Consider the following 16,155-nt stretch of genomic DNA (forward strand, 5'->3'; position numbering starts at 1 on the left):
TTCTACGATAGCTTTATTATAAAAAGCTGCGCATCCTTTTTCCTGCGATTGAACGAACAAAGAAGAAAGGCATGTGACAATGTTGTCACATGCCTGTAATCCGGACAGTTTCATTTGGTTGTGGAAAAGTGAGAGTAAAGGTTGTTCCCGCACCTGCTTCTGAATGGACAGCAACATGAAGGAGCAAAGCCTGCGCCGCTTTTTTGGCTAAATATAAGCCCATTCCTGTTGCGGCGCTGTCCTGATGCCATGTCGTAGAAGTAAAGCCTTTATCAAAGATGCGCGGCAAATCCTTTGGATCGATTCCGCGACCATGGTCTTTTACCTCGAGCACCGTTCGCTCATGCTGCTGGAAGCTCTTTACGATGATATCCGAAGCGTCGATGTCGCTGTATTTCACTGCGTTCGTTAAGAGCTGCCGTAGGATAAAGGCTAACCATTTCGCATCGCTAAGCACTTTCGTGACTTCGAAATGTACGTCAAAGCCAATTCCTTTTTGTATGCACCAGGACTTCAACGTCTTGATCTCCATATAAATAAGAGCTTCAAGATCTACGTGCTCGATATACAAGTCGTTCTCCATAGACGGCAAACGTTTTTGGTGGAGCTGCTGGTCAAGCAGCAGATGGATCCGCAGCCATTCATAGGTCAAAGCAGCTTTCATGGCTTCATTATCCAAGCGATCAATCATTAAACGCATGGCCGTGAGCGGTGTCTTCACTTCATGAATCCACGACAGCAGCTCGTCCTTCTCTTGTTCTAACGCTACCTGGTGCCGTGAGGCGATTTGACTCAGCCGCTCGGTCAGGCTCGTCATACTGGTCTCTACAATATGTTCAAACGGGCTCTCAGCATCGGCGATACTTGCAAGGTCGAGATTGTTTTCTCGTTCTTCCAAGCGTTTATAGAACTTCGTTTCTTTGTTGTAACGGATAATCAGAAAGATAGCAAACAAAGTCATCCATAAAAAAACAATATAGAGAATAGGGGGGAAGGGAATCTCGTAATCGAGATAAGCGATAAAAAGGAGCATTCCTTGCCCAAGCAGAAACAGCAGGATCCAGCTTTTCCTTTCCATAACATACTTTTTAATCATGGAAAGAGGACTCCTCTGCTGCGATGTAACCCTGACCGACCTTCGTTTCGATAAAGCGTCCTAAGCCAATTTCGTCCAAGCGTTTCCGCAGCCGATTGACATTCACGGTCAAGGTATTGTCACTCACAAAACGCTGATCATCCCATAAGCTGTTAATGATTTCTTCCCGACTCACAATCGTGTTCTTATGTTCAATCAACAGCTTGAGAATATAGATTTCATTCTTCGTCAACTCAATCGAGCCTGCTTGATTCGTAACCGCATTTTTCTCGTAATCAATCGTTGCGCCGCACCAGGTTTTGAGCTTGATGGGTTCCGTGTTGTAGTTATAGACGCGTCTGAGAATGGCTTGGATCTTCGCGACGAGTACATCAAAATGAAAGGGTTTCTGAATAAAATCATCCGCTCCCAGCTGCATAGACATGACCATGTCAGTGGGGTGATCACGTGAAGATAGAAATACAATCGGAATGTTGGAATGGGTCCGAATCATTCGGCACCAATGAAACCCGTCAAATTTGGGCAGTTGAATATCAATGATAACTAAATCAGGTTTTAGGGCAATGAACTCTTCAACCACTCTGCTAAAATCCGTTATGCCGTGTACATCGTACGACCATTTGGCCAACCTGTCTTTGATCTCCGTGAACAGGGTTACGTCATCTTCAATGAGCAAGATTTTAAACAATAAGAATCACTCCACTTGCGTCGAATTTCTAAACCCCATTGTAATGGAAAATAGCGCCTTGTGCTACGTAGATAAAAAAAGCTGCTCACGAAGTCATTGACGACTCGTGGCAGCTTTTTTGCTATTGTTACGAATCAGAAGTTTCGTCGTCTGCATAAATGGAATGAATGTTTCCTTCAGGATCAGCGAAGAAAGCTGTTGTCTGTCCCCATGGCATAATAGTTGGTTCTTTAATTGCAATAGCACCTTTGGTAAGGATGTCTCTATACGTTTTTTGGACTAATTCCGGGGAATCACAGGGGAAACAGAGCTCGAATGATTGACCTTTACGTTCTTCTAAAAAGGAGCTATGTCCATCGGTGTTAACAGCCATTAGTCTTTTTGAGCAAATAGAAAAACGAACTCCTATATTCTCGAATTCAACATATTCCTCAGAATCAACAAGTATTTTAAAACCTAGTGCATCACGATAAAACCGAGCTAAAAGAGGCACGTCATTCGATAAAATAGTAATTACAGCTATGTTTGCTTTCAATAAGAACACTTCCTCTCCTTTTTAAACTACCATATTTTTCTTTGTAAAAGCTAGTTTGGATAAGATCAGTTTGATGTTCTCCCACTAAATGACGCATAATGGTACAAACAAGAGCTGGATAATTAGAGGAGAGAACATAGATGAGCAAAAAGATACAGATTGAGACAGAGTCAGCCAAGCGAATGGCTCCCTCATTTACACTACCTGCATCCAACGGGAAAAAAGTATCCTTAAAGGATTTCAAAGGGAAGAAGCTGGTCATTTACTTTTACCCTCAAGACAACACGCCAACCTGTACCCAGCAATCGTGCGATTTTCGTGACTATAATGGTAAGTTTGCACAGCTCGGTGTGGAAGTGATCGGAATTAGCCCAGATGAGTTGAAAGCCCACGATAAGTTCATTGCGAAGTATGAGCTGCCGTTCCTACTGCTTTCTGACCCTGACCATCAGGTAGCTGAGAAGTTCGGTGTTTGGGCACTAAAGAAACTATATGGCCGTGAGTATATGGGGATTGTTCGGTCTACTTTCCTAATTGATGAAAAGGGATATATCGTCAAGGAATGGAGTAAAGTGAGGGTGAAGAATCACGTTCAGTCGGTTTTGGACGCTGTAATGGCATTGAATACTAATACATAAAGATCAACCCATAATCACTAAAACGCAGTATAGAACGTTGGAACTTTTTTACAAATTATTCGTCTAATTCATTGCAGGGGAGAAAATTTGTGAAGAGGGGAAAGCGATGAAAAAGAAGCTGATGGTTTCGATATTGTCTATTTTCATGGCATATGGAAGTACAGCGTACGGGGCTGTGGAGGAAACCCATTGGGTGATGAAGGAGCTTAAGGATTACAAGCAGTACATCGTGCCTTATTGGGTTAATTCGTCGACACAAGGTACGATCACGCAGAAAGAGTGGGATTCATTTCAGCTAAATGTGCTGGACTCTGGCAAGCTGGATAAACCTATATTACTCGATGATTGGGCGACGGCTCTTAAAATGGCGGTGGATTTGCCGGAAAAAAACCGTGAAGCCTGGATCAACATGTATGTTAACGAGCTAGGGCGAGGTACGGGGATTTCCCGTGAAAATGCGGTCGGAGGGATGGTAAAGCTGTTGATCGGTTCTTACTTCACGGGGAGCTGGTCTGGTGAAGAAGTAAAGTCGGCAAAAGAGCTGCTGGATCTCCAGGATATCAACGATAAGCAGCGAGGTTTGGTTGAGATTGCGTATATCCATGGAATTTTGGATGATTCGGTGAAAGAAAAGTTTAGGCCGAACGATATGCTGACGAATGCCGAAGCCATTTCTATGATGTTTAAGGTCATGGGGGAATTGGCGTATGCCAAGCCGGATCTGCCGGCAAACCATTGGCTCAGCGAAGAGCTGGAGTCTGCCTACCAAAGCAATAAGCTTCCAAAGCCGATGCTTAAGGTGCTGCGTCGTGCTTTTCAAGATCCGATGAACGCCGAACGCAATATTCCTGTTGGTCTGTGGCACGAAATGCTCATTTCAGGGTTGCCAGTACCTGCCTATGTGAAGGAGAAAGCGTTTATGTATACGCTTGCCTATGATCAGGATGGAGGAATACTTCGGGACAGAGCGGTAGTCGGAATAACTAAGCTGGGGAAAAATACAAGAAGCGCAACTGCGGAGGAAAAAATGAAAGCTGAAACAGCGTTTGCAGATTATCGCAATGCTTTTGATTCCGATAAGATCGCTGTTGCCTACGGAGATGGGCTTTTGGAGGGACGGAACGGTCAAAGCTTCGGCGTCCACGGTTACCTAACCTATGCGGAAGCGGCTGCTCTGGCTATCCGTGCAAGCTTAAGGGAGACATTGAACGATACCCCTTTGCTAATTGATGAGAAAACCGCATTGCAAATAGCCAAAGAAACGGACCCCGATTCTGAAGCCGAATGGAAAGCGACCTTCAAGAAGGGGCTGGTGCTCCATTACAACACGGACAGGTCAATTTATGACGGATGGGTCGTAGAAGCGGTCTATCCAGCAGGAAATAAAATGGTTGTAAATATTGATGCCAGAACGGGTAAAATCATGGTCCTTGGGGAGATTGAAGCTCCTATAGGGGAAACAGAGGAGTCAAGCTGACAGACGAACTGCCATCTTACGACGAACATCGTAGGGTGGTTTTCTTTTTTATGATTGACAGCGATTGATTTATTAGTGAGGATACGTATAAGGGCAAAGCTTTCTATACTAGCTGCACCGAAACAAATAGCCTACTTTGAAAGGACATTTCTCACATGTGGATGATGCTCAAAGACCGAAGAATGATGTTTCTCATGATAGCCAACATCTTATCCTCGATCGGCTCAGGAATAACAATGATCGGTGTGCCGTGGCTGTTAGTGAATCGAGCCGGGGGAAGTGAGATATTTGGTTACGCAACGCTAGCGTCAACCATTATACTTTTCTTTCTATCGCCGCATATCGGCGTGTATATTGATCGTATTTCCCGAAAGAAAATGCTGCTGGGAAGTGAAGTTGTCGGCGGATCAGTCACGCTGCTTTTTGCGCTCTGGGGATTAAGTGCAGGCCACTTCGAAACGTGGCAGTTGATTGTTATTTATTTTAGCGGTTCTCTGTACTACAACGTTCACTTTCCAACCCAGTTCGCATTTACGCAAGAGATCTTCTCGAAGGAGCAGTACAAAACGTTAAATTCCATCCTCGAAGTCCAAAATCAATCCACATCGATGATCGCGGGAGGCTTGGCCAGTCTACTGATCGATCATATCGATTTTGCGTGGATTCTATTAGCGGACGCGATGACTTACTTTTTGGGCTTTGGTCTATTTTTACTTATTCCTTATATCAAGAATAGGTCTGTGACGGCAAACGGCGCCGTTTCCATGTGGTCCAATATCAGAGAAGGCTTTGCTTATTTGAAAACAAGACCGCTATTGGTCATGTTTTTCCTTTGCGCACTGATGCCGTTTCTGTGTGTTATGGTCGGTAATTACCTTTACCCCGTCTATATCACAAGTGTCCTCCATGGAGGGGCCAATGTTCTTGGGGCGGCCGATATGATTTTCGCCATCGGAGCTGTCGTGGCCGGATTAACGGTCCCGCTGCTCATGCAGCGTTTGGGCTCCTATTATACGACGATTCTTTCGTTTGTCATTTTTAGTCTGTCGATTGTTTTCTTTTATGTATTCCCGCTAGTTTCTATTTTTCTCCTATTCAAAACGTTGAACGGATGGGGGAATGCGGGGAGTCGCGTAGCACGTAATACGATTTTGATGGAAATGGTCCCAAATCATTTGATCGGTCGTGTGAATAGTTTTTTCAACACCGTAGGGATGGGGATGCGAGTTCTGCTCATTGGCGTCTGTACGCAAATTGTTTCTTTTCAAGGCGCTAGGACGGCCATTCTTTTGCTCGGAGTCTTATTAGTCGTTAGTTTCATTGGTCTTATTGGCAGCAGACCCTTGTTTAACGTGACAACACAAGCGAAAAATGAAGCTGTGCCGCAAGAAATTTAGCATTAATTTGAACTAAATCAACTTAGGCTCTTCCACTCAAAACTATCCTTCTCACTCAGAGAGGGGTAGTTTTTGTCATAGAGACATACTCTTGAAGGTTCTCCCATATAATCTATCAGCTAGCAAAATGATAGAACAAGCGGAGGGATCATCGGATGCGCTTTCGTGTACAACGTACGACCAACAGACAGAAAAGATTTCAACTTTCATTAGTATTCCTTTTACTAGTTTCTCTATTTTTCTTGAGCGTTCCGGCAAAGGCAACGGAGAGCGATGGAAACTCCGCACAAGCACAAGCACAAGAAGGGCAAGATCTTTATCAAAAGCTCAAAACAGGCAAGCGCCCGCAGAGCGAAAAGACGTATGAAACACCGGAGCAGCCTACCGTATACTTGACCTTTGATGACGGTCCTAGCAAGCTGACGAGTCAGGTGCTGGATATTTTAGATAAAGAGAATGTAAAAGCTACGTTTTTCGCACTTGGCGAACAAGCTCAGGCACATCCTGCATTGGTCAAAAGAATCGTGCAAGACGGACATACATTAGGCAATCATTCCTATAATCATGTATATAAAGAGCTGTATAGCGATTTCCAAACCTTTTGGGACCAAATCCAGCGAAGTGAGGACATATTTGCCAGTTTGGCTGATACCAGACCGCAATTGGTGCGCGCCCCGGGAGGTACATATACGAATTTCGATGCGTACTACTACTATTTGATGGATCAGGCGGGTTATACGGTTGTGGACTGGAATGTAGACAGTGGTGATTCCAAAAGAGCGCATGTCCCTGTGAATGAAATATGGCAAACGATTAAGGAATCACCGCTCGAGCATGAGATCAACATCCTGTTTCATGATGGCAGCGGGCACGAGTCAACGGTAGAGGTATTGCCTCAAGTCATCAGTTATTACAAAAAATTAGGTTACGCGTTCGCTCCCCTTACGACTCAAGTTAAGCCCAAACAATTTCCAGTGGGTAAGTCGAAGTGGTCGAGAAACATGAGTTTGGCCCATTTCCAAGAACTAATGAAAGAAACACAGCAATATGCTTTAGCACATATTCAGACGGATCAAGATCAGAAGGATGCTGAACAGCATTTTGCCCAGCAAACGGTAGTAGCCAGAGAAGAAACGGCACAAATTCTGTCCGCGCAAGCGGCGTTGCCTCTGCAAGTTCATGTGGTCGGAGGCAGCAGTTTTACAATTGAACCTGCGGAGTATCAGTTGCGCACAAATCGGATTGAACTGCCGCTTCGCTTTCTCATAGAGAAAATGGGAGGACAAGTTGAATGGCAGTCTGAAACGAAGACAGCAAATGCGCATTTCGGTGTTTATGATTTGGAATATGATCTATCCACTAGAAGCATAAGGCTGTATACCCTGGGTAATAGCGTGGCTACCTACTCATTAGCGGATATGGATTTCCAAAACGGTAAGATTATCGTTCCCTTACGGAAAACCATAGATTTACTAGGCGGGCGAATTACGGATACTGTCATAGAATCTAATAAGCGAGAGGTGTCTGTGGCATTAAGGCCTTTTTATATAAGTAAAGAGAATAATAGTCTTTTGAAAAACTCTCTATTTGCTATGGGAGGGTAATGTCTAAAATAGTAGAGGGCTGGAAAAACTAGAAGCATACCCTAATAAAGGAGGCTTCTTGTCTATGCAGTCGAAAACCCGAATATTCGATCAGCCGCAGCCTCTCGTGGAACGGATGATCATGAACGTAGAGAAAGTAATTGTTGGAAAGAGAGAGACGATAGAGAAAGCGTTCGTTGCTATGCTGAGCGGCGGCCATCTTTTGCTAGAAGACGTACCAGGTGTTGGAAAGACGATGCTTGTACGTGCCTTGGCTAGGACGATTGGTTGTGAGTTTAAGAGAATTCAGTGCACGCCTGATTTATTGCCGTCTGATGTAACCGGTGTGTCTGTATTTAACGTGAAGACAAATGATTTTGAGTTTCGCCCTGGACCATTAATGACACCCGTCGTGTTGGCAGACGAAGTCAACCGTACCTCACCGAAGACACAATCTGCTTTCTTAGAAGCAATGGAAGAGAAGCGGGTTACGATTGACGGGGTGAGTTATGAATTGCCTAAACCCTTCGTCTTATTAGCTACGCAAAATCCTGTGGATTATGAAGGTACCTATGCGCTCCCGGAGGCGCAGATGGATCGTTTTATGATGAAGTTGTCACTTGGTTATCCGACGCCTGAGCAAGAAATACTGATGCTGGATCGCCTACAGGATCGCCAGCCGCTGGAGCACTTGAAGCCTGTTATCGTACAGGATGAGTTTGTGCAATTGCAACGAGAAGCAGCCATGATTCATGTCGATAATACATTAAAAGATTTCATTGTTCGTCTGGCCTTGGCAACTAGGGAGCATGCTGATTTGTACTTGGGTGCAAGTCCAAGAGCGTCCTACGCCTTGATGCGCGCTGCGCAAACATTCGCTTATATGAAGGGCAGAAGTTTCGTAGTGCCGGACGACATCAAGGATTTGGTGCTGCCGATCTGGACACACCGGCTTATTCTGACTTCCGAAGCACGAATGACGGGCAAGTCTGCGGATACGATTTTGACAGGCTTACTAGCCTCCTTACAAACTCCTGTTCTTCGCTATGTCTCAGGGAAGTAGGCCTATGATGAGAAGCTGGGGTAAGATGTCGCTGTTGGTTGTGGGATCCGTGCTATCTATGGTTTTGGTGTATTGGCAAGGTGGATTTGCCGCTTGGTATTTAGGGATTTGTTTGACATTCATATGGATTCAGGCTGGATTATTTTATGTATTCGCATTAAAAGGACTCACCGTTAGCCGGCAGTTGTCAGGCGAGGTTTTCGTATCTGGTGAAGACGTTGATATCACTTTGCAGGTTGGGTATCGTACGTTTTTGCCGCTGCCTTGGATGATCATTAAGGATAATTGGGTTCATGAAGGAAGTGGAGTGAAGCTCAGCTATAGCAAGCTGGTTTTCCCGTGGTTTCGATCAGCCTTCATCCTCCATTATAAAATGACGGGTCTAATGCGAGGTGTTTATCGGTTCGCAGGCTTCCAGGTGGTGACCGGTGATTTATTTGGCTTTGCTGTTCGAAAAGCATACCGCGATGATCTTCATCGATGTGTTGTCTATCCGAGACCAGATTCCTTGACAGGATCTGGCATGAGGTTTCAATCGGAGGACGGTGATATGTCTACCGTCCGTGGACCTAAAACCGATACTCCGCTGATTAGTGGCGTTCGTGATTATGTCAGCGGTGATCCCTACCACCGCATTCATTGGAAATCCACAGCCAGGCTGAGCCGGCTGATGACCAAAGACCCCGAGCAAGCATCCTCCGCGAAGCGGATGCTGCTGCTCGACGCGGCGCCCGCGGCGGGTCCAGCTGAGGCGGCGCAGCCGCTGCTGGAGAAGGGCGTCGCCCTCGCGGCGGGCTTCTTCGAAGCCGCCGCTGCCGGGCGCGAGAGCTGCGGCTTCGCCAGCAGCTCCATGGGAAGGCGAATCGCGCCGACGATTCGCCCTGATCTACCGCTCGCGTACGAAGTACTCGCGAGCGTGGGCGGCAAGGCCGCCCTCTCCTTTCCTGACCTTGTCAGGAAAGAGGCGGCGGCCTTGCCGCTGGATGCGTCGATGCTGTGCATCACATCGACGCTGGACCTGGCGCTGGTGCGCGCGATCGCAGATGCGCGCACCAAGCGCCGATCCGTGCACGTGATCTACGTGCACGCGCGTCCCTCCCTCTCGGTCGCAGAGCGAGAGGGGGCTTCTCAGCTGCAGGCCGTAGGCTGCAGCTTCACAGAAGTGCCGCACCCGCTGAGCCAGTGGCCAAAGCAAGGGGGTGTCGTGGATGCAACCGCTTGAACCCCACCGCGTGCCGCGCGTACTTTCACGATCTTTGCGTACAAGCGCAGACTCGTCGCGCCTGAATTCTCGATCTTTACGCACGAGCGCAGATTCACCGAGCGCGCGTTCTTTCACTTCGTCAACACATACGGGCGCTCATGCCGCTATCCCATCAAGTCCAATCTTCCACTCAAGCGCCATCACTAATGCACAGTCATCATCGCCTATAACAAACACCTTTTTCCGAGACAGTCTAATCTCACTGCTGCTCTTCCTGCTGCTCTCAGAATGGCTCCGCCCTCTAGCCTGGATGGCCGATGCCTCCATTCAAATCGGTCCCATTCTCGTCGTATTTGCGATCTGTATCGCCATAGACTGCTTCAAGGTCCCTTATGTTTGGGGATGGATAGCCAAAAGCGTCATTATCCTGCTCTTCATCGGCTTTATGTTTGACCGTGAAGGATTTTTAGGCGGAGCCTGGATCATCGATTTGGTGAGGATCATTTCTCAGGATATGGTTCATATCGTTCAAGCTCATTTCGATCTGATCAGTGGTCAAATGCGAACACTACTCTTTTTGTTAGGTTGGTCGCTCCTTATCTCCGTTGTGCAGGCTCTCATGCTGCAGAGGCAGCACAGTCTTTGGTTTGTCGCAGCCACGCTCATGTATCTCGTCTTCTTACAGTTGGTGCTCGGCGCGGATACGGTTCAAGGGATTATGCGCACAATAGGATATGGACTACTGCTGTTATCGCTGCTCAATCTCTCTAGAATTGAACAAACTTATGGCATCACTTCGGTGCGTTCAGGCGGCTTTTTTAAATGGATTGTAGTCAGCTTGGTCGTTGTCAGTGCGTTAGCTGGTGTAGGATGGTACTCGGCAAGGCAGGCGGAGCCTACTCCTCTCATGAAACCAGTGAGCTGGGCATATTTATACGATCGCATATTTGAACTTTACAACGAAGATACCGGAGCGAAAGGTGCTTTTGCTAGGTCTGGATACGGTCAAGACGACTCCTCTTTAGGGGGGCCACTCCAAGTGGACACGACCCCCGTATTCACAGCCAGAACCTCCGAACTAACCTACTGGCGCGGAGAATCCAAAAGCTTCTACGACGGCAAAGGCTGGACTGAGCCCAATCAAACGCTAGAGCCTTACGTTACTTCTAATCAACCATACACAGGTCGGGTAGTGAATCAGGAAATTCTATGGAACACGAAATCGCCTAATTACCAATTGTTTGTGGGTGGGAAGTTACTGGGCGTTGATATGCTTTTGAGTGAGAAGGGGAAACCGCTAACACCGAGCAGCCTCCTTACATCTAAATCTAATGGTAAAGTGACTCTACCAGAGATTATGGATCCATTATCTTATTACAAAATAACGATTCAACCCGTGCAGGAGGATCCATCCATACTTAACATGGATACGGGCAGCTATCCCTCAGACATTGCAGAAGAATATCTTCAACTTCCAGCTTCTTTGCCGCGGTCTGTTCGCAGCATTGCCGAGCAAGTGACAGCGAATCGTTTGACGCCTTATGCCAAAGCAGTTGCGATTGAGCAGTATTTAAGCAATACCTATACCTATAGTCTTGAAAAATCAACGCATCCAAGCCGCAATGAGGATTTTGTCAGTCATTTTCTGTTCGTAGACCGAACAGGGTACTGTGATCATTTTTCAACCTCAATGGTCGTCATGCTTCGTTCAGTCGGTGTGCCTGCCCGCTGGGTTAAAGGTTTCGCTCCAGGAGCACTTCAAGCAACTAGTGACGGCGATGGGCTCCAGGAAGTTATAGTTAGAAATCAAGATGCGCATTCTTGGGTTGAGGTTTATTTTCCTTCCATGGGCTGGGTGCCGTTTGAGCCTACACCAGGTTTCTCTGGTATTTCGTCCGACCATCCGAGAGAAACCTTGACGACAGCTGCTATGGAGCAAGCGGCGATGACAGCTTCACTCACGAACATTCCTACGCCTACCAAGTTTACTGCCAATCCAAGTGAGTGGCTTCATGCAGCGAAGGATAGAATTGTCAATTTTGCAAAGACTTATAGGAAAGCATTCATTGTTTTAGTCGGATGTTGTCTCCTTCTTGTGGGTATTCTCGTTTTGCTTAGGCGAAAAGGGTTCCAAGTCAATTCGCGGCTATATTTTCCCATTCACCAAAGCAAGCCGGGGCATTCACACCCCATGACACCGTATATGGATCGATTATGGATGCGGCTTTTTCGCAAATACGGCGCAAAATCCGCTAGCCAGACGGTGCGAGAGTACGTCACAACGCTAAATTTCAATGATCAACGACAGAAACAAGCGCTGCTCGAATTTGCCTTGATTTACGAAAGTGTCCGTTATGATACGGCCAATTCACTGACCTATACAAAGCGGGAAATTACTGCAATTTGGAAAGCCATTCAAAAGACACATTAAACCCCTTTACATCCTAGGTACCTAATGTTTAAAATTAGTACCTATAAATAGTGATAAGTGGACAAGGGGAACCCCCTAACCCTCAATCGCTATGAATCTAGGAGGTCGGATAATGAGTAAACCGAGTGAAATGATTGTCGTATTAGATTTTGGAGGCCAGTATAATCAGCTGATTGCTAGACGAATTCGTGATTTGGGCGTTTACAGCGAGCTGCTGCCGTTCAATACGAGTGTCGATAAAATTCGTGAACTAAACCCTAAAGGAATTGTGTTCTCGGGCGGTCCGTCGAGCGTATACGGTGAAGGAGCTCCGGCGGTTGACGCAGGAGTCTTTGATCTGGGCATTCCAATCTTGGGGATTTGCTACGGCATGCAGTTAATTGCTCACCAACTGAACGGTAAAGTTGAACGTGCGCATACGCGTGAATATGGCAAGGCAGATCTTGCATTTACGAATGAAAGCCCGCTAGTGAAAGGGTTAGAATCCAAACAAACCGTGTGGATGAGTCACGGCGATCACGTTTCCGTTCTACCTGAAGGCTTCGTTATTGAAGCAAGCACGGATTCTCTTCCAATTGCAGCAATGAGTAACCGTGAGCGCAACATTCATGCCGTACAGTTCCACCCAGAAGTTCGTCATTCCCTTCAAGGGAATGAAATGATCCATAACTTTATCTATGGCGTATGCGGTTGCGTCGGCGACTGGACGATGTCCTCTTTCGTGGAAGACATGGTCAAAGAGCTTCGCCAAGAAGTTGGCGACAAGAAAGTTCTTTGCGCACTTAGCGGCGGCGTGGATTCATCCGTGGTTGCTATATTGCTGCATAAAGCGATCGGCGCTCAACTGACGTGTATGTTTATTGATCATGGTTTGCTGCGTCAAGGTGAAGCAGAGAGTGTTATGGACACTTTTGTCGGTAAATTCGATATGAAAGTGGTCAAAATCGATGCGCGTGAACGTTTCCTCGGCAAGCTTGCCGGCGTAGACGATCCTGAGCAAAAACGTAAAATTATCGGTACCGAATTCATTCGTGTATTCGAAGAGGAATCCAGTCGATTCGACGACTTTACTTACCTAGCCCAAGGTACTCTATACACAGATATTGTGGAAAGCGGCACGGCTACTGCTCAAACGATCAAATCGCACCATAATGTAGGCGGGCTGCCGAAAGATATGAAGTTCAAGCTCATCGAGCCGCTCAAAACACTGTTCAAAGACGAAGTGCGTAAAGTAGGCGAGGAGTGTGGCCTTCCAGCGGCAATCGTTTGGAGACAGCCTTTCCCAGGTCCGGGTCTAGCTATTCGTGTTCTAGGTGAAGTAACGGAGGACAAGCTGAAAATAGTTCGTGAATCCGACGCCATTCTGCGCGACGAAATCGCCAAAGCTGGTTTAGATCGTGAGATCTGGCAGTACTTCACAGCACTTCCGGGCATGAAAAGCGTTGGGGTTATGGGTGACGCAAGAACCTACTCCTATACGGTAGGTATTCGTGCTGTTACTTCCATCGATGGCATGACAGCGGACTGGGCGCGTATTCCTTGGGACGTCCTTGAGAAGATTTCGGTTCGTATCGTTAACGAAGTTGAGAACGTGAATCGGATCGTTTATGACATCACGTCTAAGCCGCCTGCTACCATTGAGTGGGAATAATATAAATCACTAGCAAAAGGCGAACGTTATGGGAAAATATACCCCTTTATCGTTCGTCTTTTTTATTGACATCTGGTTATTTCCCAACTAAAATGTGTTATGGATAACAGTTTTTCGTATAATCTCGGGAATTGGCCTGAGAGTTTCTACGAGATCACCGCAAATGATCTGGCTACGAAAAAAAGGAACGGAATCCGTATGAGTTTCTACGTGCACCTTTACACATCGAAGGCAGCTCTCATATGGATAGCTCCTTTTTCGTACCCGGAATCAGGCATTTTGATTCCGGGTTTTTTGCTGTTCCCCACATTCGGTTTAGGAGGAGTAGGAAAATGGATCGCTTTTTTAAATTGAAACAAAACGGCACAACAGTAAGAACAGAAATCATGGCGGGGATAACAACCTTCATGACGATGGCTTACATCCTTGCGGTAAATCCAGACATTTTGAGTGCTTTTAAATCGGGTGCAACCGGCGGTGACTGGACTTCGATTTTCTTGGCTACAGCGATTGCTGCGGGTGTCATGACGATTGCAATGGGGTTATTCGTTAACTTTCCAGTTGCGCTAGCTCCGGGAATGGGCTTGAATGCTTACTTCGCGACCATCATTTTAACTTCGCAAGGTAAATTCACGTTTTCTATGGCTTTAGCAGCCGTCTTCATTTCGGGGATTATTTTCATCATTCTTACCATTACCAGAGTCCGTCAAATGCTCCTTGTGGCCATTCCAGACAGCCTGAAGCATGCGATTACCGTGGGTATTGGTTTGTTTATCGCCATGATTGGTTTCAAGAACAGCGGCATCTTAACGGTTGCGGTTGAAAGCGGCAAAGATATTAAGGCGCATCAATTTACAGATGTACTTTCATTTGAAACTGTGTTCCACATGGGTTCGTTAGAAGATAAAGGTGTTATTTTAACAATCGTTGGGGTGTTATTGATTTCTATTTTTATGGTGCTTCGACTTCGCGGCGCTATCTTGATAGGTATCTTGGCTACAACCATCATTGGGTATTTCATGGGTATGGTTAATCTCGGTACTCTGACAAGTGCAGAGACAACATGGATTCCTGATTTGTCCAAGCTTCGTTTCGCTGATTTTGATTTTGCAGGCATTATGACAACAGGTATTGTTTCCGTAATTGCTACTTTTACGTTTGTAGAGCTTTTTGATACATTTGGTACGATGGTAGGAACCGCGAATCGCGCCGGTATTATGAAGAACAAAGAAGAAGGCAACAAGCGTGTAGGTAAAGCCATGTTCGTAGATGCAATTGGTGTTAGTGGCGGCGCGTTAGTTGGGACAAGTACGGTTACTGCTTTTGTAGAAAGCGCAGCGGGTGTAGCTGAAGGCGGACGTACAGGTTTAACAGCGGTAACGACAGGCGTATGTTTCTTGCTTGCTCTGTTCTTGGCTCCGATTGCTATGTTGGTTCCTGGTTCAGCTACAGCGGCAGCGTTGATCGTGGTTGGTGTTCTGATGGTTCAATCCATTCGTGAGATTGACTTTCAAGACTTCGTTCTAGCAATCCCGGCTTTCCTTACAATTGTATTGATGCCTTTCACTTACAATATTGCGAATGGTATCTCCTTCGGTATCGTTGCGTATGTAGTCCTGGCAGCAGCATCTAATCTAGGCGGCAAAAGTCCGACGCGTTACCCGATTCACTGGTTAATGTGGGTACTGGCGATTCTAATCCTAGCTCGTTACATCTTTATAGGAAGCCAAGGTTAAAAAGCTCAAGCTCTGGTGCATTACGCACTGGAGCTTTTTTAATTTCCATATTTTTCAATGCATAAAAAGCTTGCAATCGGTTTGTGGATTTGTTATATTACTCCTTGTCGCTTCGGCGGTCGAACGAAAAGAACGAAAGAAAATAAAAAAGTTCTTGCAATCGAATAGGCCGATGTGGTATATTGATAAAGTCGCCTTTGAGGGGCGAAGGATTAATGCGAAAGAAATTGATCTTTGAAAACTGAACAACGAGTGAGTAAGCGCGAACGAGAAATCGTTCAAAAAAGAGATTGCAAAATCTCGCTAGCAACGCAAATGAGCAATTAAGCTTTCAAATAGATTTTCTATTATGGAGAGTTTGATCCTGGCTCAGGACGAACGCTGGCGGCGTGCCTAATACATGCAAGTCGAGCGGACTTATCCTTCGGGATAAGTTAGCGGCGGACGGGTGAGTAACACGTAGGTAACCTGCCTATAAGATCGGGATAACTATCGGAAACGATAGCTAAGACCGGATAACTGGTTTTCTCGCATGAGAGAATTATGAAACACGGAGCAATCTGTGGCTTATAGATGGGCCTGCGGCGCATTAGCTAGTTGGTGAGGTAACGGCTCACCAAGGCGACGATGCGTAGCCGACCTGAGAGGGTGAACGG

12 protein-coding genes, 1 rRNA gene and 1 riboswitch (1 of these 14 only partly in view) are annotated in these 16,155 nt (G+C 46.3%); of the genes, 10 read left to right on the forward strand and 3 right to left on the reverse strand.

Annotated features, from left to right (window positions below):
* Nucleotides 1–85: 85 nt before the first annotated feature.
* The 3 genes from NYR53_RS03195 to NYR53_RS03205 all read right to left on the reverse strand — a co-directional run bounded on the left by NYR53_RS03195 (nucleotide 86) and on the right by NYR53_RS03205 (nucleotide 2,319).
* Complete coding sequence (locus tag NYR53_RS03195) at nucleotides 86–1,096, reverse strand: sensor histidine kinase (RefSeq protein ID WP_261303896.1); 1,011 nt, start codon at nucleotides 1,094–1,096, stop codon at nucleotides 86–88.
* Entirely contained in the window at nucleotides 1,089–1,784 is a 696-nt protein-coding gene (locus NYR53_RS03200) for a response regulator transcription factor (protein ID WP_261303897.1), read from the reverse strand. Before NYR53_RS03200 ends, NYR53_RS03195 begins: the two co-directional genes overlap by 8 nt.
* Nucleotides 1,785–1,911: 127 nt before the next feature.
* Entirely contained in the window at nucleotides 1,912–2,319 is a 408-nt protein-coding gene (locus tag NYR53_RS03205; RefSeq protein ID WP_261303898.1) for a VOC family protein, read from the reverse strand.
* A gap of 140 nt (nucleotides 2,320–2,459) precedes the next feature.
* On the opposite strand from NYR53_RS03205, the gene bcp reads away from it, so the two are divergent.
* From bcp to NYR53_RS03255, 10 genes are all read left to right on the forward strand, one after another.
* On the forward strand, nucleotides 2,460–2,957 hold the full coding sequence (gene bcp / locus NYR53_RS03210) for a thioredoxin-dependent thiol peroxidase (protein WP_261303899.1): 498 nt from the start codon (nucleotides 2,460–2,462) through the stop codon (nucleotides 2,955–2,957).
* A gap of 106 nt (nucleotides 2,958–3,063) precedes the next feature.
* Nucleotides 3,064–4,434: a hypothetical protein gene (locus tag NYR53_RS03215; protein WP_261303900.1), complete on the forward strand. Its 1,371-nt coding sequence runs from the start codon at nucleotides 3,064–3,066 to the stop codon at nucleotides 4,432–4,434.
* A 164-nt stretch (nucleotides 4,435–4,598) separates the two neighbouring features.
* A complete protein-coding gene (locus NYR53_RS03220; protein ID WP_261306264.1) occupies nucleotides 4,599–5,831 on the forward strand; it encodes an MFS transporter in 1,233 nt (410 codons plus the stop codon).
* A gap of 155 nt (nucleotides 5,832–5,986) precedes the next feature.
* Nucleotides 5,987–7,435 (forward strand): polysaccharide deacetylase family protein, encoded by a 1,449-nt coding sequence (locus NYR53_RS03225; protein ID WP_261303901.1) that lies wholly within the window; start codon nucleotides 5,987–5,989, stop codon nucleotides 7,433–7,435.
* A gap of 64 nt (nucleotides 7,436–7,499) precedes the next feature.
* Complete coding sequence (locus NYR53_RS03230; protein ID WP_261303902.1) at nucleotides 7,500–8,477, forward strand: AAA family ATPase; 978 nt, start codon at nucleotides 7,500–7,502, stop codon at nucleotides 8,475–8,477.
* A gap of 4 nt (nucleotides 8,478–8,481) precedes the next feature.
* Entirely contained in the window at nucleotides 8,482–9,699 is a 1,218-nt protein-coding gene (locus NYR53_RS03235) for a DUF58 domain-containing protein (RefSeq protein WP_261303903.1), read from the forward strand.
* The gene (locus NYR53_RS03240) at nucleotides 9,686–12,112 is read left to right on the forward strand and encodes a transglutaminase-like domain-containing protein (RefSeq protein ID WP_261303904.1); all 2,427 of its coding nucleotides are present in this window, start codon (nucleotides 9,686–9,688) and stop codon (nucleotides 12,110–12,112) included. Before NYR53_RS03235 ends, NYR53_RS03240 begins: the two co-directional genes overlap by 14 nt.
* 112 nt (nucleotides 12,113–12,224) lie before the next feature.
* Entirely contained in the window at nucleotides 12,225–13,763 is a 1,539-nt protein-coding gene (gene guaA / locus NYR53_RS03245) for a glutamine-hydrolyzing GMP synthase (protein WP_261303905.1), read from the forward strand.
* Between the two features lie 94 nt (nucleotides 13,764–13,857).
* Nucleotides 13,858–13,958: riboswitch (purine riboswitch) on the forward strand.
* 137 nt (nucleotides 13,959–14,095) lie between these two features.
* Nucleotides 14,096–15,499 carry an NCS2 family permease gene (locus tag NYR53_RS03250; protein WP_261303906.1) on the forward strand — a complete coding sequence of 468 codons (1,404 nt, stop codon included), beginning with the start codon at nucleotides 14,096–14,098 and terminating at the stop codon, nucleotides 15,497–15,499.
* A 346-nt stretch (nucleotides 15,500–15,845) separates the two neighbouring features.
* A 16S ribosomal RNA gene (locus NYR53_RS03255) occupies nucleotides 15,846–16,155 on the forward strand; it runs 1,232 nt beyond the window's last position.

It is taken from the genome of Paenibacillus andongensis, assembly GCF_025369935.1.
In the GTDB taxonomy this organism is placed as follows: Bacteria; Bacillota; Bacilli; order Paenibacillales; family NBRC-103111; genus Paenibacillus_E; species Paenibacillus_E andongensis.

What these genes read in the sequence shown, in the direction of transcription:
- bcp (WP_261303899.1), top strand. Translation starts at nt 2,460, where the DNA reads ATGAGCAAAAAGATACAGATTGAGACAGAGTCAGCCAAGCGAATGGCT.
- NYR53_RS03250 (WP_261303906.1), top strand. Translation starts at nt 14,096, where the DNA reads ATGGATCGCTTTTTTAAATTGAAACAAAACGGCACAACAGTAAGAACA.
- guaA (WP_261303905.1), top strand. Translation starts at nt 12,225, where the DNA reads ATGAGTAAACCGAGTGAAATGATTGTCGTATTAGATTTTGGAGGCCAG.
- NYR53_RS03230 (WP_261303902.1), top strand. Translation starts at nt 7,500, where the DNA reads ATGCAGTCGAAAACCCGAATATTCGATCAGCCGCAGCCTCTCGTGGAA.
- NYR53_RS03240 (WP_261303904.1), top strand. Translation starts at nt 9,686, where the DNA reads ATGCAACCGCTTGAACCCCACCGCGTGCCGCGCGTACTTTCACGATCT.
- NYR53_RS03220 (WP_261306264.1), top strand. Translation starts at nt 4,599, where the DNA reads ATGCTCAAAGACCGAAGAATGATGTTTCTCATGATAGCCAACATCTTA.
- NYR53_RS03215 (WP_261303900.1), top strand. Translation starts at nt 3,064, where the DNA reads ATGAAAAAGAAGCTGATGGTTTCGATATTGTCTATTTTCATGGCATAT.
- NYR53_RS03235 (WP_261303903.1), top strand. Translation starts at nt 8,482, where the DNA reads ATGATGAGAAGCTGGGGTAAGATGTCGCTGTTGGTTGTGGGATCCGTG.
- NYR53_RS03225 (WP_261303901.1), top strand. Translation starts at nt 5,987, where the DNA reads ATGCGCTTTCGTGTACAACGTACGACCAACAGACAGAAAAGATTTCAA.
- NYR53_RS03195 (WP_261303896.1), bottom strand. Translation starts at nt 1,096, where the DNA reads ATGATTAAAAAGTATGTTATGGAAAGGAAAAGCTGGATCCTGCTGTTT.